At 71.6% G+C, this 18,838-nt stretch carries 18 protein-coding genes; 9 read left to right on the top strand and 9 right to left on the bottom strand.

What is annotated here, in order from left to right; all coding sequences use genetic code 11:
• Window positions 1-25 precede the first annotated feature (25 nt).
• Window positions 26-1,102, bottom strand: a complete 1,077-nt coding sequence (locus ABZ194_RS02195; RefSeq protein ID WP_355591015.1) for a DUF4349 domain-containing protein — start codon at window positions 1,100-1,102, stop codon at window positions 26-28.
• Window positions 1,103-1,217: 115 nt separating this feature from the next.
• Between ABZ194_RS02195 and hemG the strand changes: the two genes are divergently transcribed.
• The 3 genes from hemG to ABZ194_RS02180 all read left to right on the top strand — a co-directional run bounded on the left by hemG (window position 1,218) and on the right by ABZ194_RS02180 (window position 4,185).
• Complete coding sequence (gene hemG / locus ABZ194_RS02190; protein ID WP_355591012.1) at window positions 1,218-2,669, top strand: protoporphyrinogen oxidase; 1,452 nt, start codon at window positions 1,218-1,220, stop codon at window positions 2,667-2,669.
• The gene (gene hemQ, locus ABZ194_RS02185; protein ID WP_355591009.1) at window positions 2,666-3,373 is read left to right on the top strand and encodes a hydrogen peroxide-dependent heme synthase; all 708 of its coding nucleotides are present in this window, start codon (window positions 2,666-2,668) and stop codon (window positions 3,371-3,373) included. Before hemG ends, hemQ begins: the two co-directional genes overlap by 4 nt.
• 206 nt (window positions 3,374-3,579) lie before the next feature.
• The gene (locus ABZ194_RS02180; protein WP_355591007.1) at window positions 3,580-4,185 is read left to right on the top strand and encodes a hypothetical protein; all 606 of its coding nucleotides are present in this window, start codon (window positions 3,580-3,582) and stop codon (window positions 4,183-4,185) included.
• Between the two features lie 301 nt (window positions 4,186-4,486).
• Here the strand turns inward: ABZ194_RS02180 and msrB are convergent, their stop codons facing one another.
• The gene (gene msrB, locus ABZ194_RS02175; RefSeq protein WP_355591004.1) at window positions 4,487-4,888 is read right to left on the bottom strand and encodes a peptide-methionine (R)-S-oxide reductase MsrB; all 402 of its coding nucleotides are present in this window, start codon (window positions 4,886-4,888) and stop codon (window positions 4,487-4,489) included.
• Between the two features lie 454 nt (window positions 4,889-5,342).
• On the opposite strand from msrB, the gene ligD reads away from it, so the two are divergent.
• Window positions 5,343-6,350 (top strand): non-homologous end-joining DNA ligase, encoded by a 1,008-nt coding sequence (gene ligD / locus ABZ194_RS02170; protein ID WP_355591001.1) that lies wholly within the window; start codon window positions 5,343-5,345, stop codon window positions 6,348-6,350.
• 23 nt (window positions 6,351-6,373) lie between these two features.
• Here the strand turns inward: ligD and ABZ194_RS02165 are convergent, their stop codons facing one another.
• Both ABZ194_RS02165 and ABZ194_RS02160 read right to left on the bottom strand, forming a co-directional pair.
• Window positions 6,374-6,742 (bottom strand): hypothetical protein, encoded by a 369-nt coding sequence (locus ABZ194_RS02165; RefSeq protein WP_355590998.1) that lies wholly within the window; start codon window positions 6,740-6,742, stop codon window positions 6,374-6,376.
• A gap of 157 nt (window positions 6,743-6,899) precedes the next feature.
• A complete protein-coding gene (locus tag ABZ194_RS02160) occupies window positions 6,900-7,622 on the bottom strand; it encodes a pyrimidine reductase family protein (protein ID WP_355590995.1) in 723 nt (240 codons plus the stop codon).
• A gap of 184 nt (window positions 7,623-7,806) precedes the next feature.
• On the opposite strand from ABZ194_RS02160, the gene ABZ194_RS02155 reads away from it, so the two are divergent.
• Entirely contained in the window at window positions 7,807-8,211 is a 405-nt protein-coding gene (locus ABZ194_RS02155) for a hypothetical protein (protein WP_355590992.1), read from the top strand.
• On the opposite strand, the gene glgX is transcribed toward ABZ194_RS02155, so the two are convergent.
• Both glgX and ABZ194_RS02145 read right to left on the bottom strand, forming a co-directional pair.
• Window positions 8,208-10,325, bottom strand: a complete 2,118-nt coding sequence (gene glgX / locus ABZ194_RS02150; RefSeq protein ID WP_355590989.1) for a glycogen debranching protein GlgX — start codon at window positions 10,323-10,325, stop codon at window positions 8,208-8,210. The two genes, ABZ194_RS02155 and glgX, sit on opposite strands and share 4 nt — an antisense overlap.
• Before the next feature lie 445 nt (window positions 10,326-10,770).
• On the bottom strand, window positions 10,771-11,199 hold the full coding sequence (locus tag ABZ194_RS02145) for an OsmC family protein (protein ID WP_355590986.1): 429 nt from the start codon (window positions 11,197-11,199) through the stop codon (window positions 10,771-10,773).
• Between the two features lie 236 nt (window positions 11,200-11,435).
• On the opposite strand from ABZ194_RS02145, the gene ABZ194_RS02140 reads away from it, so the two are divergent.
• Window positions 11,436-11,969 (top strand): sigma-70 family RNA polymerase sigma factor, encoded by a 534-nt coding sequence (locus tag ABZ194_RS02140; protein WP_355590984.1) that lies wholly within the window; start codon window positions 11,436-11,438, stop codon window positions 11,967-11,969.
• A complete protein-coding gene (locus ABZ194_RS02135; protein WP_355590982.1) occupies window positions 11,966-13,102 on the top strand; it encodes a hypothetical protein in 1,137 nt (378 codons plus the stop codon). Before ABZ194_RS02140 ends, ABZ194_RS02135 begins: the two co-directional genes overlap by 4 nt.
• A 178-nt stretch (window positions 13,103-13,280) precedes the next feature.
• Here the strand turns inward: ABZ194_RS02135 and ABZ194_RS02130 are convergent, their stop codons facing one another.
• The gene (locus ABZ194_RS02130; protein WP_355590979.1) at window positions 13,281-13,820 is read right to left on the bottom strand and encodes a hypothetical protein; all 540 of its coding nucleotides are present in this window, start codon (window positions 13,818-13,820) and stop codon (window positions 13,281-13,283) included.
• 213 nt (window positions 13,821-14,033) lie between these two features.
• Between ABZ194_RS02130 and ABZ194_RS02125 the strand changes: the two genes are divergently transcribed.
• Window positions 14,034-14,633 carry a hypothetical protein gene (locus tag ABZ194_RS02125; RefSeq protein ID WP_355590976.1) on the top strand — a complete coding sequence of 200 codons (600 nt, stop codon included), beginning with the start codon at window positions 14,034-14,036 and terminating at the stop codon, window positions 14,631-14,633.
• Window positions 14,634-14,739: 106 nt separating this feature from the next.
• On the opposite strand, the gene ABZ194_RS02120 is transcribed toward ABZ194_RS02125, so the two are convergent.
• Both ABZ194_RS02120 and ABZ194_RS02115 read right to left on the bottom strand, forming a co-directional pair.
• A complete protein-coding gene (locus ABZ194_RS02120) occupies window positions 14,740-16,383 on the bottom strand; it encodes an isovaleryl-CoA dehydrogenase (protein WP_355590973.1) in 1,644 nt (547 codons plus the stop codon).
• 168 nt (window positions 16,384-16,551) lie between these two features.
• On the bottom strand, window positions 16,552-18,000 hold the full coding sequence (locus tag ABZ194_RS02115) for an ankyrin repeat domain-containing protein (RefSeq protein ID WP_355590970.1): 1,449 nt from the start codon (window positions 17,998-18,000) through the stop codon (window positions 16,552-16,554).
• A 138-nt stretch (window positions 18,001-18,138) separates the two neighbouring features.
• Between ABZ194_RS02115 and ABZ194_RS02110 the strand changes: the two genes are divergently transcribed.
• Window positions 18,139-18,837, top strand: coding sequence for a DUF1707 domain-containing protein (locus ABZ194_RS02110; RefSeq protein WP_355590967.1), 699 nt, complete (start codon window positions 18,139-18,141; stop codon window positions 18,835-18,837).
• Window position 18,838: the final 1 nt, after the last annotated feature.

Here is an 18,838-nt window from a genome sequence, read left to right as displayed (position 1 = left end):
CGCGGGGGCCGCCGCCGGATCGGGTCTACGGCCGTCCGGGCGGATCAGCCCCGTCCTCCCGCTCCGGGTCGCCGAGGCCGGCCGCTCCGCCGCCCTGACCGGGGCCGGCGGCGCCGGCCGTCTCGGCGGAGCCGGCCGGCGCCGGCCGCGACGCGGCCCGGACGGCGTCTGCGCTCCCGCGGCTTCTGCGGCGCAGCACGAAGACCGTCAGCAGCCAGAGCGGCACCACCACGATCAACCAGGGGATCAGCACGCCCAGTACGGTCAGACCCACCTTCACGGCCGTGCCGAAGGCCCTCCAGCCCATCCGCAGCCCGCCGAGGAACCCCGACGGCTCCTTCTTGGCCTTGCGGACCACGACCGCCGGGCCGATCAGGTTCAGGGTCAGCGTCGCCATGCTCGTCTGTGAGGTGAGCGTCTTCTGCCGGGCCTGGAGCGACTCAAGCTCGGACTCCCGCTCGGAGACCTCCCGCTCGACCTTCAGCACCTCGCCGATCGTCTTGGCCTTTCCCATCAGCGTGCGCAGCGAGTCGAGAGAGGCCTTGGCCGACTTCAGCCGGCTCTCCACGTCGGCCACCTGCTCGGTGACGTCCTCGGTGTCCTGCTGGAGTGACTCGCGGGTGCCCAGCTCCTTGCCCAGGCGGTCCAGCACGCCGGGATAGGCCGCGGGCGGGATCTTGAAGACCAGGCTCGCCGACCCCTTGCCGCCGGAGTTGGCCTGGGACTTCTCGGTGGCCAGGTAGCCGCCCGCCGTGGTGACCACCCCCCGGGCCCTGTCGGCCGCCACGGCGACGTCCTTGGCCCGGACCGTCATGTCGGCCCGGTAGACGATCGCCCGATCCTGCGGGACCAGTTTCGTCTGCCCGGCCGCCTGCGCGGTCGTGGAGTCCGGGGCGCGCGCCACGGATTCGGCCGTGCCGCCCATCTGGTACGCCGTCCCCTCCGCGGAGTCCGCGGCGACGGCCGGGGCTCCGCCGGAGTCGGAGACGGACTGCGGGGTCATGCCTCCGCAGGCCGACAGGAACAACGCGGTGCCCGCGAGGGGGGCCGCCAGGCGTAAGCCGTACCGGAGTCTGTTCATGCTCTTCATGACGTGCGCCACGCCGGTGAGGTTTGGGGTTGGGAGTCACGATGGAGTCACGTTCTCCTTACCGCCCGCTCATCGGGGTGGGCGGCCGGGAACGTGGGCGCGCACGGAGGGCGGTACGGTCGGGGACATGGAAGGCAACCGGTGCCACGTGGTGGTCGTCGGCGGCGGGATCGCGGGGCTGGCCGCCGCGTGGTACCTGCGGCGGGGCGGCGAAGGCGTCCGGGTGACCGTGCTCGACGGCGCCCGGCGGATCGGCGGCAAGCTGCACGCCGCCGAGGTCGCGGGGGTCTCGGTGGACGCCGGGGCCGAGGCCATGCTCGCACGGCGGCCCGAGGGCGCGGAACTGGCCCGGCTGGTCGGCCTGGGCGACGAGCTGCGGCACCCCGGCACCACCCGGGCGGCCGTCCTGAGCCGGGGCGTGCTCCGGCCCCTGCCCTCGGGGCAGGTCATGGGTGTCCCGTCCGACCTGACCGCGCTCGCCGGATCGGGCATCCTCAGCCCCGGCGGCCTCGCCCGGGTGCCGCTGGACCGGATCCTGCCGCCCACACTTGTCACCACCGACGTGTCGGTGGCCGCGTACATCCGCGCCCGGATGGGCGGCGAGGTGGTCGAGCGGCTGATCGAGCCGATGCTCGGCGGCGTCTACGCCGGCCGGGCCGACCGGCTGTCGCTGGAGGCGACGATGCCCCGGATCGCGGTCGCGGCCCGTTCGGAGCGGTCGCTGCTGACCGCGGCGCGGGAGATCGTCGCCGAGACGCCCAAGGACGCCGGACCCGTCTTCACCACGCTCCGGCAGGGCATGGGCACCCTGCCGGCAGCCGTGGCCGCGGCCTCCGGGGCTGAGGTCAGAACCGGGGTCATGGTCCGGGAGATGAGCCGGACGGAGACCGGCTGGCGGCTGGTGGCCGGACCGGTGCCCGAGCCCGAGGTCATCGAGGCCGACGCGGTGATCGTCGCCGTTCCCGCCCCCTCGGCGAGCCGCCTGCTGGCCGCGGAGGCGCCCCGGGCGGCCGCGGAACTGGCCGGGATCGAATACGCCGGCATGGCCGTCGTCACGCTCGCCTACCCCCGGGAGGCGTTCCCCGAGCCGCCGACCGGCAGCGGCTACCTGGTCCCGCCCGTCGACGGGCGCCCGATCAAGGCGGCCACCTTCAGCTCGGTCAAGTGGCCGCACCTGGCCGAGGCGGACCCCGGCCTGATCCTGTTGCGCTGCTCCATCGGCCGCCTCGGCGAGGAGGCGCTGCTCCAGCGTGACGACGCCGAGCTGGTCGCGCTGGCGACGGCCGAGACGGCCGAGGTCACGGGCGTGCGCGGGGTGCCGCGTGACTCCCGCGTGACCCGCTGGGGCGGCTCCCTGCCGCAGTATGACGTGGGGCATCTCGACCGGATCGCCCGCATCCGCGGCGCCGTCGCCGGTCTGCCCGGCCTGGCCCTGTGCGGTGCCGCCTACGACGGCCTCGGCATCCCCGCCTGCGTCTCCACCGCGCGCACCGCGGCGGCCCGGATTCTGGACCACCTGAATCCCGCGGGAGAATGGCAGCCGAAAGACGAGTCGCTGACAGAACTCACAAAGGGGTGAGGACGACGGACGAGAATCCACGGCCGAAGGCGCGTGACCTCAACCAGGTGATCCGCTACACGATGTGGTCGGTCTTCAGGCTGCGTGAGCGCTGCCCGGCCAGCCGGGAGGGCATGGCCGACGAGGTCGAGGACCTCCTGGCCCAGGTGGCGGAGAAGGACGTGGTCACCCGCGGCCTGTACGACGTGGCCGGATTCCGGGGCGACGCCGACTTCATGTTCTGGTGGCACGCTCCCACCGCCGAGGATCTGCAGGAGACCTACTCCCGGTTCCGCCGCACCGACCTCGGGCGGCTGACCGAGCCGGTCTGGTCGGCCATGGCGCTGCACCGCCCGGCCGAGTTCAACAAGTCGCACATCCCGGCCTTCCTGGCGGAGGAGGAGCCGCGCAGGTACGTCAGCGTCTACCCGTTCGTCCGTTCCCTTGAGTGGTATCTCCTGGATGACGCCGACCGCCGCCGGATGCTGGCCGAGCACGGCAAGATGGCCCGGGAGTATCCCGACGTGCGGGCCAACACCGTCGCCTGCTTCGCCCTGAACGACTACGAGTGGATGCTCGCCTTCGAGGCCGACGAACTGCACCGCATCGTCGACCTGATGCGCGTTCTGCGCGCGGCCGAGGCGCGGCGGCACACCCGGGAGGAGATCCCCTTCTACACCGGCATCCGCAAGCCGGTCAGCGAGCTGATCGCCTCGCTGCCGTAGCCGCCTCACCGTGTGGCCCGCGGTCGCGGGTGCGCGCGCCCGGTGGCGCAAGGGCGGCCGTTTCCGGGGAGTTCCGGGTGTTTCAGGGAGTTTCGGGAGAGCGACCGCTGGGAGGTGACGCCGGGAACGCCCCGGCGAAGGGTTAGCCACGACCCCCGGCGTTTGTAATACTCGGGGAAAGTCACCCGTCTACGTGAGGCCGAGGATTGAAAAGGGGCGAGGAGCCGGCACGGTCCGGGGAGAGGACGGGCGGGCGCCGCGGGAGGGGCCGGACGCGGATCCTGGAGATCTCGGTCGGAACGGCCGCGCTGGCGACCGCACTGCTGGCCCTGGGCGGGGCGCTGCTGCCGGCGAGGCCGCAGACGCAGTGGCAGGCCACGTCGGCCGACGTGATCGTGCCGGAGACCGGAGGGGAAGACCAGGCGGCGGCCGTGACACCGGACGGGACATCACCGGACGGGGAGGTACGGCGGGCGGACGAGACCCGCGCGGCGGGGCTGTCCAAGCACACCGACCGGAAGGCCCTCGCCTACTTCGTGGGTCACAAGGCGACCAAGCGTCTCAAGGACATCCGGATAGTGGGTGGTTATCTGCGGATATATACGAACCTTCCGGAGTCGGCGAGCAACTCGAAGCAGGCCCTCAAGCTCTGCGAGACGGGCCGGGACTATCTCGTCGGAGAGCTCGGCGAGCCCAGGCCGGTGGTCTTCGTCCAGGCGAGGTTCGGTGAGAACGGCAACCCCATCCTCGCCAACATCCTTGGCCCCGGTGACTCCGACTGCCGTGTCACCCATCCCAAGCCCGGAAAATAGTCACCCGGTCCGGGGCCGGAGGGCTCGGGAACGTTCCCGTCCGGTCAGATCACCCGGATCCTGGTCTTGCCGCAGATCCTGCAGCGCTGGGTGATCACTCTGCCGATGGTTTCCACGATCTCCCACCTGTGCCGGAGATGCACGGCCGCTCCTTGAGCAAGAACACGTTTCGGAGGTGCTCGCATACCACGAGTGATGTCGCCTTACCCGGCGAACGGTCCTCCTCACCTTCCCGCGAGGTCGATTGCGGTGTCCGGGGCGCGGGAAGCGCCCCCGGTGGAACGCGGGGCCCGTCCGGGGCCTATTCGGCGGGCTCCAGCCGCAGGGACACCGAGTTGATGCAGTAGCGGTCGTCCGTGGGGGTCGGGTAGCCCTCGCCGTGGAAGACGTGGCCGAGATGGGAGTCGCAGGTGGCGCAGCGGACCTCGACGCGGGCCATGCCCAGCGAGCGATCCTCGATCAGGGTGACCGCGTCGGACTTCGACGGCTCGTAGAAGCTCGGCCAGCCGCAGTGACCGTCGAACTTGGCGTCCGAACGGAACAGCTCCGTTCCGCAGGCCCGGCAGCTGTAGACGCCCTCGGTCTTGGTGCCGACGTATTCGCCGGTGAAAGGGCGCTCCGTGCCCGCCTGACGGAGGACGCGGAACTCCTCGGGAGACAGCTGGACGCGCCATTCGGCGTCGCTCTTGACCACCTTGTCCATGTCCCAAGCCTATGCGCTCCCCGTGGTGTCGACGGTGGAAGGGGAGGGGACACCGCCGTCCGGAATCGCCGGGAGGCGTTCTCCCAGGGCACCGAGGGGGCGGACCCCCGGGGCTTGGAAAAATCTTGAGGGTGAAGCATCCATTGATGCCCGATTTGGCGTCTTTATAGATGTGGGGGGTATTTCGCCTTCCTGTTGAGGGGTGAGATCATCCGTCAGGTCGTCCAAGGATCAACTGGACGGCTGGAAATGCCGCCGGCCGGGTGGCGCGCCAGCGCCCGGGACCGGAGAGCGAGACGGGTGGTCATACGGTCCGTCCCGTTGAGTGCGCGGTCCCGCCGCCGCAGCGGCTCCGGGGCGGACCCACCCGTCCCGCCCACCCCGCCCGTACGGTGCCGGGACGAGGCCGGGGCGGAACCGGGTGTGAGCGGTCACGGAGAGTACGGTCGGACGTATGGCGTCGCCGCACACGGAGCTTCTCGTCGGAGGCAGGACGGTCAGGCTCACCAATCCCGACAAGATCTACTTCCCCCGGATCGGGGTGACGAAGCGTGAGCTGATGGAGTACTACCTGAGCGTGGGGGAGGGGGTCCTGCGCGCCCTGTACGACCGCCCCACCTATCTCCGGCGCTATCCCGGCGGGATCGAGGGGGAGGAGATCTACCAGAAGCGCGTGCCTCCCGGGCGCCCGGAGTGGATGAAGACGGCCGAGGTCCGCTTCCCCAGCGGGCGCGCCGCCGAGACGCTCCGCGTGACCGAGGTCGCGGCCGTCGCCTACTGCGTGAACCTGGGGACCATCGACTTCCATCCCTGGCCGGTCCGCTCCTGTGACGTCGACCACCCCGACGAGCTGCGCATCGACATCGACCCGCAGCCGGGCACCGGATTCGAGCAGGCCCGCGAGGTGGCCTTCGCCGTCCGCGAGGTCCTCGGGGAACTCGGCATGACGGGTTTTCCCAAGACCTCCGGTGGCCGGGGCGTTCATGTCGGCGTGCGGATCGAACCGCGCTGGGACTTCGTCCAGGTGCGTCGCGGCGCGATCGCCTTCGCCCGGGAGGTGGAACGACGCCTGCCACGACTGGCCACCACCGCGTGGTGGAAGGAGGAGCGGGGGGAGCGGGTCCTCCTCGACTACAACCAGAACGCCCGTGACCGGACCCTGGCCGCCGCCTACTCGGTGCGGGCCAGGCCCTGCGCCCCGGTCTCGGCCCCGCTCACCTGGGACGAGCTGGTGGACGCTCACCCCCGCGACTTCGACATCCGTACGGTCCCCGCCCGGTTCGCCGAACTTGGCGACGTGCACGCCGCGATCGACGGGCGGGCGTTCTCCATCGAGCCTCTGCTGGAGTGGTTCGAGCGTGACGGAGGCGAGGACATGCCCTATCCGCCGACCTATCCGAAGATGCCCGGTGAGCCGAAGCGCGTCCAGCCCAGCAGGGCGCGTGACGAGGCGGACGGCTGACCGGGGGCGTCCGTGCCCGGGAGTCAGCCGGAGCGGTGCCGCCGGCCGAGGGTGAAGGAGGCGTTCACCCCGATGATCCCCACCCACATGAGCACCAGGACGAAGCCCAGGGAGTCGCCCAGATCGGCGAAGGCCAGTCCCACCGTTCCCGGCACGCCCAGCGCCAGGGAGATGATGGCCAGGGCCAGCCGCTGGCCGGCGTCCAGCGAGGGGCGGATCGCGGGGCTCTCCTTCTTGGCGCGGGCGGCGACCCGGTCGTCCACCCGCCGGTCGATCTCCAGGTCCACCTTCTCCAGGAAACCCTCGACGAGGGAGTCCTCATACTCGGGGCCGAGCTCGCGGCGGGCTCCGACGGCGGCTCGAAGTTCGTCGCCCGATGATGATCGTGCCATGTTCGAGATATAACGCTTCTTGGCCTTCGTGTCTATGCGAACGCCGTTTTGATCGGTTCGGATGTCGCCGGGCGCGGCGCCGTCCCGGGCCTGCGGGCCTCCACGTCTCCGAGGGCGCGGGCGGGCGCCGGCACGGGCGGTCCCGATGCCCGCCCGTTCAGCCGGGCGTCCGGACATATCTGGTGAAAAGAAAACCGTCCTCCTCCAGCACGTGGGCCAGCCGGAGGCGGGTGACCGATACCGGGCCGTTCAGGACCCGGGCCGCGTCGCCGCCGATCAGCATGGGGCTCACCGTCAGGCACAACTCGTCGACCAGGTCCGCCGCGGCGAGCTGCGCGTTGATCTTCGGCCCGCCCTCGCACAGCACCCGCTCCAGGCCACGCGCGGCCAGCTGCCCGACCGCCTCCGCCAGGTCCACCCGGTCGTCCCCGGCCACGATCACCTCGCCGTGCCCGGCGGCCTCCTCACGCCGCTCGCGGGGCGCCGCGGCGCAGGTGACGACGATGGTCCGCGCGTACGGCTCGGCCTCGGCGAACAGCCGGCCAGTCAGATCCAAATCGAGCCGCCGGGTGACCACGGCCACCGGCGGGGCCGCCGCGCGTCCCCGCCGCAGCTCACGCCACGACTCCCTCGGCCGGGCCGGGCCGTACCCCTCGGCTCTGACCGTCGACGCCCCCGCCAGGATGACGTCGGCCTGGCCGCGCAGCACCCCGAAGATCCGCCGGTCACCGCCGCCCGACAGTCCGCCGGACAGCCCCTCCAGCCAGGTCCCGCCGTCGGCGCTGGCCACCATGTTGAGCCGGACACACCGGCCGTCCGGATAGGCGTAGGCCCGCGCGAGATCGACGTCGTCCGAGACCGCGGGATGGATGAGGCGCATTCCCCCACCCTGGCACAGCGGAGACTCCTGCCCCGCGCGGGGGCCCGGTGCGGGGGGCGGTACGGAGGGCCCGGCGCGGGGGTCGTATGGAACGTTCCCAACACGGACGATAACGGATTAGACGCTCCTAGTGACATCGGGGAGATGTCGTTACATGATTCCTCCAGAACATCGGGGAGGTTGTGTGGGGCTGGTCGCGATCGTGACATGGTTGATCACTGCGATGCTCGGGGTCTACCTGCTTTATCTCTGGCTCTCCGGTGGGGGACTGCGTCAACAGGCGACGAAGGTCACCCGATTTCCCGCCGCGCTGGTCTTCGCCCACCCGGCCCTGGCGGTCTCCGCACTGGGGTGCTGGGTGACCTACGTGCTCACCAACGACCGGACCTACGCCTGGCTGTCCTTCGGCGTGCTCGCGGCGTCCGCACTGCTGGGCTTCGCCATGTTCACCCGCTGGCTGGGCGGGGGCCGGCACGCGCGCGGCGCCGAGCAGCGCTTCCCCGTCCTGGCCGTCCTGCTGCACGGTGTGGTGGGGGTGACCACGTTCGTCCTGGTGCTGCTCAGCGCGGCGGTCGCGAGCGGGTTCTAGGGGCGGCGGCAGCGCAGGATCCGGATGGAGCGCGAGGTCACCGCGGTCCCGGTCTCCGGCCGCAGGGACCGGTCGGCGAGCGGGTTTCCGGGCCCCTCGTCGGCGGTGTCCATCACGACCCGCCACTCTGTCCCGTACCTCGCGTCGGGCAGGGTGAAGGTCATGTCCTCGTGATGACCGTTGATCAGCAGGAGGAAGGAGTCGTCCACGATCCGCTCGCCCCGCGCGCCCGGCTCGGTGATGGCGTCGCCGTTCAGGAAGACGGTCAGCGACTTGGCGTAGCCGGTGTGCCAGTCGGCGGCCGACATCTCCTCGCCGGAGGGGGTGAGCCAGACGATGTCCCGGGTGCCGTCGTCCGCCTTGCGGCCGTGGAAGAACCTGCGCCGCTGGAGAACGGGATGCCCGCGCCGCAGCTCGGACAGGCTCCTGACGAAGTCCAGCAGCCCTCTCTCCTCGTCGACCAGCGACCAGTCGACCCAGGAGACCTCGTTGTCCTGGCAGTAAGCGTTGTTGTTGCCGCCCTGGGTCCGGCCGAGTTCGTCGCCCGCCGACAGCATCGGCACGCCCTGCGAGACGAACAGGGTGGTCAGGAGGTTGCGGCGCTGGCGGCGGCGCAGGCGCAGGATCTCCGGATCCTCCGACGGGCCCTCGGCGCCGCAGTTCCACGACCGGTTGTCGTCGGTGCCGTCGCGGTTGTTCTCCTCGTTGGCCTCGTTGTGCTTGCGGTTGTGGGAGACCAGGTCGGTGAGCGTGAACCCGTCGTGGCAGGTGACGAAGTTGATGGAGGCCACGGGGCGGCGCCCGGAGGTGGCGTAGAGGTCGGCGGAGCCGGTCAGCCGGGAGGCGAACTCCGGCAGCGCGGACCCGTTCCCGCGCCAGAAGTCCCGCACGCTGTCGCGGTACTTGCCGTTCCACTCCGTCCACAGCGGCGGGAAGTTGCCCACCTGGTAGCCGCCGGGCCCCACGTCCCACGGCTCGGCGATCAGCTTCACCTGGGAGATGACCGGATCCTGCTGGATCAGGTCGAAGAACGCGCTCAGCCGGTCGACGTCGTGCAGCTCCCGGGCGAGGGCGGCGGCCAGGTCGAACCTGAACCCGTCGACGTGCATCTCCAGCACCCAGTAGCGGAGCGAGTCCATGATGAGCTGCAACGCGTGCGGTGAGCGGACGTTGAGGGAGTTTCCGCAGCCGGTGTAGTCGAGGTAGTGGCGCCGGTCGCCGTCGTGCAGCCGGTAGTAGGCGGCGTTGTCGATGCCGCGGAAGCTCAGTGTGGGCCCCATGTGGTCGCCCTCGGCCGTGTGGTTGTAGACCACGTCGAGGATGACCTCGATCCCGGCGTCGTGCAGCTCCCGCACCATCGCCTTGAACTCCAGCACCTGCTCGCCCCGCTGTCCGGAGGCGGAGTAGGCGGCGTGCGGGGCCAGGTAGGCGACCGTGTTGTAGCCCCAGTAGTTCGTCAGCCCCCGGGTGACCATCGCGTGCTCGGGCACGAACTGGTGCACCGGCATCAGCTCGACCGCGGTGACGCCCAGGCTCAGCAGGTGGTCGATGACCGCCGGATGGCTCAGCCCGGCGTAGGTGCCGCGCTGCTCCTTGGGCACCGCCGGATGGCGCATGGTGAGCCCGCGCACGTGCGCCTCGTAGATCACGGTCTGGTGGTACGGCGTGCGGGGCGGCCGGTCGTTGCCCCAGTCGAAGAAGGGGTTGACCACCACGTTCTTCGGCATGAAGGGGGCGCTGTCGTCGTCGTTGCGCGTGGCCGGGTCGGCGAAGGAGTAGGAGAACAGCGACTCGTCCCACGTCAGACCGCCCTCGACGGCCTTGGCGTAAGGGTCGAGCAGCAGCTTGGCGGGGTTGCACCGGTGGCCCCGCGAGGGGTCGTGGGGGCCGTGCACGCGGTAGCCGTACCGCTGTCCCGGCGTGATCCCCGGGAGGTAGCCGTGCCACACGAACCCGTCCACCTCGGGCAGGTCAACGCGCTCCTCGCGGCCGTCGTCCCCGAAAAGGCACAGCTCGACCCGCTCCGCCACCTCGGAGAACAGCGAGAATCCGGTGCCCGCGCCGTCCCAGGTGCCGCCGAGTGGATACGCCTCTCCCGGCCAGATCTCGCGCATGTGGCCCTATTCTCCCTCAGTTGAGCCCTCGTGTGCAGGGTGTCGTCGTTCTTGTCGCCCTGCCGGCGGGGGAACACGAATGGTCGGACGGGCTCGGGTCCGTCCTGCGGGAGCGGGGGAGCCCACGGGGTGTCACGTCCTCCTCTCGGGCCGTCCGCTCCGTTGATCGCCGGCGAGCGGCCGGGACGGGCCTTCGCCGGACGGCCGCGGGGGTGGGCACGACGAGGTCGGGCGCCTTGGCCTTCGGATGGTCTGCCCGGTGGGGCGGGGGCTTTTGAGTGTATGTGTCCCCGGGTAGTGGTGGAACCTCGGCGGTGAGGCTCTGACGTGCGCGCTCACCGGTCGCGGGGCGGGGTGAACCGGGATGGCGGAGGGCGCTCGGCGCCCTCTTCCCCGCGCGTGACCGCGCCACTGGAGGGCAGGGCGCGGTCACGGACGGGGGTGATCAGCTCAGCAGCTCGGCGTTGAGGCTGATCGTGGTCCCCGCGAGGGCCTTGCTGACCGGGCAGTTGGCCTTGGCCGTCTCGGCCGCCTGCTGGAACTCCTCCGCCGACAGCCCCTCGACCTGGCCGCGGACCGAGATGACGATCCCGGTGATGCCCTCACCGGGCTGGAAGGTCACGTCGGCCTGGGTCTCCAGGGACTGCGGCGGGGTGCCCGCCTGCGCCAGCCCGTGGGAGAGGGCCATCGAGAAGCAGGAGGAGTGCGCGGCCGCGATGAGCTCCTCCGGCGAGGTCTTGCCGTTGGCCTTCTCCGCCCGTGAGGGCCAGGAGACGTCGAATGTGCCCACCCCGGAGGAGTCCAGCGAGACGGTGCCCGATCCGTCGAGGAGCGCGCCCTTCCACTGAGTCGTCGCGGTGCGTGTCGTCGCCATGCCGATGTCCTTTCGATCACGAAGCGTTAACCACGACCGACCCTACTCGCCGAGATCACGGAGCTCGTCCCCGGAGCGTCCGTTGCCGTCGGCCTTTTCCGGCCGCCACCCGGGCCGCGCGGCACCGCCCCCGCCGTGACCCGCCACAACTTTCCGTGACCGTTCGGGTGACATCTGTAATCGATCCCTTGGTGCTGGACATAAGAACCATGACGGCGGGTGGAGAAGGGGCGGCCATGTCGAAGGAGGAAGAGGATAAGTGGTTCGACTGGATGTTCCGCACCTTCTATGAGCCCGTATGGGCGTACGCGGCCCGCCGGGTCGGCCTCACGGGGGCCGACGACATCGCCTCCTGCACCTTCCAGACCGCCTGGCACAAGAGGCACCGGATCCCGAAGGACGACGAACGGGCCGTCGTCGCCTGGCTGTACCGCGTGGCCTGGGGGCACGTGCGGAACGCCACGCGTGGAGAGGGGCGCAGACAGCGGCTGGTCGGGCTGCTGAGACAGCTCCCGTCCGACCAGCCCGGCGACGGAGCACACGACGAGGAAGAGGTCAGGACCGCGATGGAGACGGCCATGGCGCGCCTGCGCCCCAAGGACGTGGAGATTCTCCGCCTGCACTACTGGGAGGACCTCGCGATCGAGGAGGTCGGCAGGGTCCTCGGCCTGACCCCCAACGCGGTCCGGGTGCGGCTCTGCCGGGCCCGGCTGCGGCTGGCGGAGCTGCTGCGCGGCATGCGCCTGTGGTGCGGGGAGGGAGGCAGGTGACCGCCGAGGGCCGCGACGAGGTCCGTGAGCTCATGGTCAGGCACAATCCGGTCCTCCCGCACGAGGTGCGGCAGAGGATGGGCCGGGGGGACGAGGAGGAGATCCTCCGGAGGATCCTGCGCGACATCGCCTCCCGGCGGACCCGCAGGAGGGGGCCGGCCCTGGCGGTCGCTGCCCTGGGCGCCGCGGCGGCGACGGTGATCTCCCTGTGTCTCCCGCCCGGCGCCCCGCGCACCCCGCCCTCCGCCGGAGCCGTACCGTCCCCCGTCGCCGGGCGCGTCGGCCCGCGGATCACGGAGGATCTGGCGAGGATCACGCGCATCTCGAACACCGAGCCCCTGCCTGCCCCCTCGCCGCGCCCGATGGCCGTCTTCCCCAGGGCGTCGGCCAGGTTGCTGGAGCTGGCGGCGATCGCGGCGGACCGGCCGCGCCCCGTGACGCGCCCGTGGGGCTACGTCACGACCGAGGAGTGGCTGCCCGCCACCACCGTCGCACCGGCCGGCACCACCTCGGAGGTCGTGCCGTGGGTGGTCCGGCGATGGACGCCGGTGAGCGGGCGGGGGACCTACCTCAGGGTGAGGACGGCCGGCAGGCCGTTCGGGGGCGGCGAGGCGGAGATTCCGCCGGAGGCCGGGCGGGCCCGGCCTCCGGCGGACCGGGGCGTCGGCCTGGTCGCGGATCGGGACACCGGCCTGGCCGCGGATCTGCGGCCACGGGCGGCCGAGCTGTCGCGTTCGGCCCCGGAGCTGCGCGGGCAGCTTCTCGGCAGTGAGCCGCAGACCACCATGACGGTGACGCGCCGCCTGGTCAGGGCGGTGGAGAACCTGCACTCCCACGACGTGGTGGAGCCGGCGCTGTCGGCGGCTCTGTGGAGGGTCTTCGCGGCCCAGGACGACCTGAGGCTGTTCGGGCGGGTCAGGGACCGGAGCGGGAGACCCGGGGAGGCGTTCGGATTCGAGGACGGCCCGCTGCTGGGGGTGTTCGTCGTCAGCCCGGCGACCGGGGGGCTTCTGGCGACCGAGCTGATCAGGGTCGGGGGGACGGGCGGCCCGGGGGGAGCCCGTCCCGCCGTCGAGGAGTATCGGACGTATCTCGCCGGCAGATGGGTGAACGGGGCCGGGAGGACCTCGTGACCGGCGGGGCCCCGGGCTGTAGCGGGGCCGCCGCCGGGTCACCGTCGATCCGTGGCCGTTGCGCCGCCGTTGCGCCCCCGTCGATCCGCGACCCGTTCACGGTCCGCCCCCGGCCGATTGGACGGGACGCCGCGGCCGGCGTCCCGCCGGAGTCACGGCCGTTCGAGGCGTCCGGGGGTCAAGGACATCTGCGCAGGCTGGGATGGGCATTCACCCAGCGCTGTTCGCTGATGTCGCTCACATTGCCGTAGCCCTCTCCGGAGGGGAAACAGGCTCCGTCGTCACCGCGGCTTTTCTTGACGAGGAAAACAAAAGGACGGTCGTTCCTGATGGACATGATGACGCCCGTCCAGTTCAGTCTCCTCGCCCCCGTCGCCTTGATGGCCTGCCGGGACCCTTCGAAGGCCCGGCGGTCGTAGAGGCACACCGCGTTGTCGAGGACGCCGTCCCCGTCGCAGTCGCGCTCCGCGCTTCGGCGGGCCGGCCCGCAGGACGGCGGCCGGAACGTTATCACCTCGGAGCCGTCGCCGTAGGAGAGCGTGTCCGGTGGGATAAACCGTGCCTGTGGCGCCTTCGCGAGCTGTTCCTCGACCGCCCGCGCGACCTCGGCCGCGCACCGGGAGGGCGGGTCGGCGGTGGAGGCCGGCGGTGGGGCGACAAGGGTGCCCGACAGGAGGAGGACACAGGCCGCCCCCGGTCCATTCAGGTTGATTCTCATGATTAATCCTTTTTGGGGGAATCGATCGCGACTGCGATATCGATCGCCTTTCGAGGGCCGAGAGTAGACCAGCCAATGGACACCCGCCGCTGAAAGATCGCTTCTTTGCCTCGCTGAAATCAATGAATATCCATGTCTCCACCTGTAATGAACGCCACTCCGGTGGACGTTTACCACCGGAGAACATTTCTTCGGCAGAACGGAGCGCTCCGCATGAGGACCCCCCCTTCGAGCCGTACAGGACACCGTGACCCGCTGCCGCGGGACGGCACCCGCGACTGCGGCGTGCTGGAGCGGGTGATCCACAGGCACTGGTCCGGGACGCCGCGCCGCGATCTGGTGATCGCGGTGGACGAACTGGCCGTTCTCCCGGCCCATTTGGCGACCCGGCTGGCCGAGGACCTCGACGGGATCTGGCTCGGCGCGGACGTGCTTCCCGAGCCGCCCGAACCGGACGACTCCTGTGACGCCCGGGTGGCGGCGCACTCCGCGGGAATCTACGTGGGCCGCACGGTCGTCATCGCGGGCGGGGCGCACTCGTCGGGGGCACTGGTCCATCACATGATCGGGCACGTGCTGTGTGACCTGGACGAGATGGACGAGACCCCCGAATGGCGGCGGATCATGAGCTCCTGCCGCCCGCTCCTCGTCCTGGACCGATACCGGGACTGTTCCTCCGAGTGGTGGGCCGAGAGCTACGCCCTCTGCGCCAGCCACCGGCTGGACCGGCTCGCCCGGCTGCTGGCCGACGACGCCCAGGCCGCCTCAGCCGTGGCGGCCTACCATCAGAGGCGCCAGGGATGGGTCAGATAACGGATCTTCGGCCTGACGGCCGGGCGGCGGCCGATGGGTTCTCACCGGGGACGCCGGGGATGATCGGGTGCCCTTCTCCCCGGGGCGGGAGCCCGGGGCCCCGCGCTCAAGGAGAGTCGACGGGAGAGCCGACGACGGCCCGGTCGATGACGGCCTTGAGATCCAGGCCCGCGGGGAGGGTGCCGAAGGCGCGACCCGCCCCGGCCGACAGCCGGGAGGCGCAGAAGGCGTCGGCGACGGCCGGGGGAGCCAGCCGTACCAGCAGGGAGCCCTGCAGGACCAGGGCCATCTCCTCGGCGACGCGGCGGGCGCGGGCCTCGACGCCGGTCAGGTCGCCCAGAGACCCGCGCAGCCGTCCGGCGGCCTCGTCCAGCCGCCGGTCGGCCCCGGCGGCCAGCGAGACCTCGGCGAAGAACGCCTCCAGCGCCTCGGGCTCGCGGCCCAGGGCGCGGAGCACGTCCAGCGCCGCCACGTTCCCCGAACCCTCCCAGATACCGTTGAGCGGGGATTCGCGGAACAGCCGGGGCAGCTGTGACTCCTCGACGTAACCGTTGCCGCCCAGGCACTCCAGCGCCTCGGCCGCGTGGGCGGGCGCGCGCTTGCACACCCAGTACTTGCCGGCGGCCAGTGCGGTACGGCGCAGCGCGCTCTCGGCGGGATCCCCGGCGACGGCCCGGTCGGCGGCCCCGGCGAGCCGGGTCATCAGCGTGGTCGCGGCCTCCGACTCCAGGGCCAGGTCCGCCAGGACGTTGCGCATCAGCGGCTGGTCGATCAGCCTTCTGCCGAACGCCGCGCGGTGCGTGGCGTGGTGGACGGCCCGTGTCACGCCGTACCGCATGCCGGCCGCCGAGCCGATCACGCAGTCCAGCCGGGTCATGTTGACCATCTCCATGATCGTCCGCACACCCCGGCCCTCCTCGCCGACCAGCCGGGCGGTCGCGCCGTGATACTCCACCTCCGCGCTGGCGTTGGACCTGTTGCCCAGCTTGTCCTTCAGCCGCATCAGGTGGACGGCGTTGCGGGTGCCGTCGGGCAGGACCCGGGGCAGCAGGAAGCACGACAGGCCGCCGGGGGCCTGGGCGAGGACCAGGAACACATCGCACATCGGCGCGGAGTTGAACCACTTGTGCCCGGTCAGGGCGTAAGAACCGTCGCCCAGGCGCTCGGCGCGGGTGGTGCCGGCACGGACGTCCGAGCCGCCCTGCCTCTCGGTCATGGCCATCCCGGCCAGCACCCCGCGCTTTTCCAGCGGCGGACGCAGCCCGAAGTCGTAGTCGCGGGAGGCCAGCAGCGGCTCCCACTCGGCGGCGAGCGCGGGGTCCTGACGCAGCGCGGCGACCGCGGCGTAGGTCATGGAGATCGGGCAGCCGTGCCCGGCCTCAACCTGGGTCCAGAGGTAGAACTTGGCCGCGCGGGCCACGTGCGCGCCCGGCCGGTCGCCTGCCCAGGGGGCGGCGTGCAGACCGTTCTCGACCGCGACGGTCATCAGCTCGTGCCAGGCCTGATGGAACTCGACCTCGTCGATCCGCCGGCCGTACCGGTCGTGGGTGCGCAGGATCGGCGGGTGCTCGTTGGCCAGTCGCCCCCACTCCCCGGCCCGCTCGGAGCCGGCGAGCGCGCCGAGCCGGCGCAGCTCCCCGGTGGCCCAGCCCGCGTTCTCCCGGACCACCCCGCTCAGGAGCGCGGCGTCCGAGGACGACAGATCGTGGCCGGTGAACGGGGGAGCCTGGTTGAAGACGTCATCGGTCACGCGCGGCCTCCGGGAACCCGGCCAAACCTTCGCCGGGTTCTGACAAAAATGTCTCGTTTTCGAGGACTGTCGCATTCCACAGAACCCGGCCTCCTCTGCTCGCGCGAGCACAACGGGTAAACCACGCCCGCCCCGGGAGGCGCGACGGGGTTCCGGCTCCATCCGCGGTCAGAGATCCTTGACCAGGTCGCGGATGTAGTCGTCGTCCTCGTCGCTCTCGGCGAGCACCCGGGACACACCTCGTCGCGCCCGCGGGTCGCTCCGGACGGCCAGGCCCCGGGTGGCCTCGGCCACCGTGGTCAGGTCCTCGTCGTCGAGCCGTGCGGCCAGCGCGTCCCGGATCTGCTCGGTGTCCTCCGTCAGGCACGCCAGGCCCATGGTCGCCCAATCGCGCACCTCCTCGTCGGAGTCCTCCGACATCGAGACGAGCAGCGCGAGCCCGTCGGCGTGGCCGGGTGGCAGGACGGCGGCCAGCGCGGCGGGGTCGGCCTGGGTGCGGGTCCAGCCGCCGGCGGTGATGATCTCCAGCACCTCTGGCAGGGCCCGGGGGTCGGCGTGGTGGCCGAGCGCGCCGAGCACTGAGCGCAGCACCCGCTCGTCGCCCTCGGTGGCCGCCATCCGCCGCAGGATCGGCAGCGTCCGTTCGAGGAACGGTTTGCCGTCCTCGGTGAAGCCGAACTGCGCGAGCACGTCCACGGCGAACTCCCGCTTGCGCGGATCCTCCGCGGCGCACAGCCGCGCCGCGGCCTCGAAGGTCTCCTCGTCCCCCCGCCGGCTCAGCGAGCCCGCCACCGTCCACCAGGTCTCCGCCTCCTCGTCGACGTCCCGGTACGGCAGCGCCCGTTCCACCAGCTCGTCGAAGGGCAGCCGTTCCGCGGTCGCGTCCTCCAGCAGGGTCGCGACGGCCGCGTGACCGCGCTGGCACCGCAACTCGATCACGCGCTCCCCGTCGGGCCCCACGGCGGCGACGGTCACCAGGTCGGTGCCGTCCTTGGCGCGGGTCCGGCCCACCACGAACTGGGACCCGTCGGGAGCCTGCTCGGTGACCTGCTCCAGCAGCGCGCTCTCCAGCTGCGTGCCCAGCCAGTCGTAGGCGATGGCCAGTGGCGTGTCGCCCTCCCCGTCCGGCCGGGAGGGGGAGGCCCCGTGACCGAGCAGTGCGCGTACGGCGCCCAGCGCCCCGCGCCGGACGGCCAGGGTGAGCGCGGTCTCGCCGTCGTCGTTGGCGTCCTCGGGGTCGGCCCCGGCCTTCAGCAGCGTCTGGAGCGCGTCGTCCTGCCCGTTGGAGGCGGCCCAGAGTAGCGCGGTCCATCCCCGGCCCTCCCGCCCGGCCAAAGCGGCTCCGGCGCCCAGCAGCGCCTCCAGGGCCTCGACGTGGTCCCAGGCCGCGGCCGCGCACAGGGGCAGGCCCTCCTCCTCACCGCCGCTGATCCGGTTCGGGTCGGCTCCGTGGGCCAGCAGCGCGCGCACGATCGCCACCCGGCCGCCGGCCGAGGCCGCGTACAGCGCCGTCGTCTCCGCCGCGCCGTCCGGATCCGCGCTCGTCCCACCCTGGAGCAGGCGCTCCACCCGCTCGGCGTCGTTGACGGCCACCGCGTCCAGAAGTTCTTCGTACATGATGGGGACCCTAACCTGTCCCGCCGCACGGGCGGGTCCGGGGCGGCCCACGTGTCCACCGGTTCCGGTAGGTGTAGTCCACCGGGTCCTCCTTACGAAGGATCCACCGTTCCATCAACTCGCGATATGTTGTGAGTTATGAACGATCCCGGTGCAATACGGGTCTCAGACGCCGAGCGGGAGGCCGCCGTCGAGCGGTTGCGTGTCGCCTCCGTCGAGGGCCGTCTGACACTTGGAGAGCTGACCGAGCGCACGGAGGCGGCTTACACCGCCGTCACCCAGGCCGAGCTGGTCGTGATCACCTCGGACCTGCCGTCCGACGGTCAGGGGGCGCCCGGCGTCGCCCACGTCCCCGCCCAGCCCGTGGCGGCGCGGGAGGGCAGGGCGCGGCGGTGGTTCGTGGCCGTGATGGGGGATTCCAAACGGCGCGGCAAGTGGCGGATCGACCAGGGGCTCGGCGCCGTCGCCGTGATGGGCGACGTCGTGCTCGATCTGCGTGAGGCCGAGGTCCGCACCGACGTGGTGGACATCGTCGCCACCGTGATCATGGGCGATGTGAAGATCATCGTTCCGGATGGGGTGGATGTCGAACTCGACGGCGTCGCGATCATGGGGGACAAGAAGGTCCAGGTCATCGAGGCGCCCGCCGGTACGAACGTGCCGCTCATCCGGGTTCGAGCCTATGTGATCATGGGCGATGTGAAGGTGATCGGCGACTCCCGGGCCAAACCCGTCAAGAAACCCTGGGCCGCCTGGCGGGAGCAGTGGCGTGAGCTGCGCGGCGAGCTCATGAGCGAGCCTCGGCAGGCTCTGCCGCCGCCCGACCCGCACCGTTAGG

It is taken from the genome of Streptosporangium sp. NPDC006007, from assembly GCF_040614315.1.
In the GTDB taxonomy this organism is placed as follows: domain Bacteria; phylum Actinomycetota; class Actinomycetes; order Streptosporangiales; family Streptosporangiaceae; genus Streptosporangium.
The sequence above is the reverse complement of the archived record's forward strand: the minus strand, read 5'-3'. Positions and strand labels throughout refer to the sequence as shown.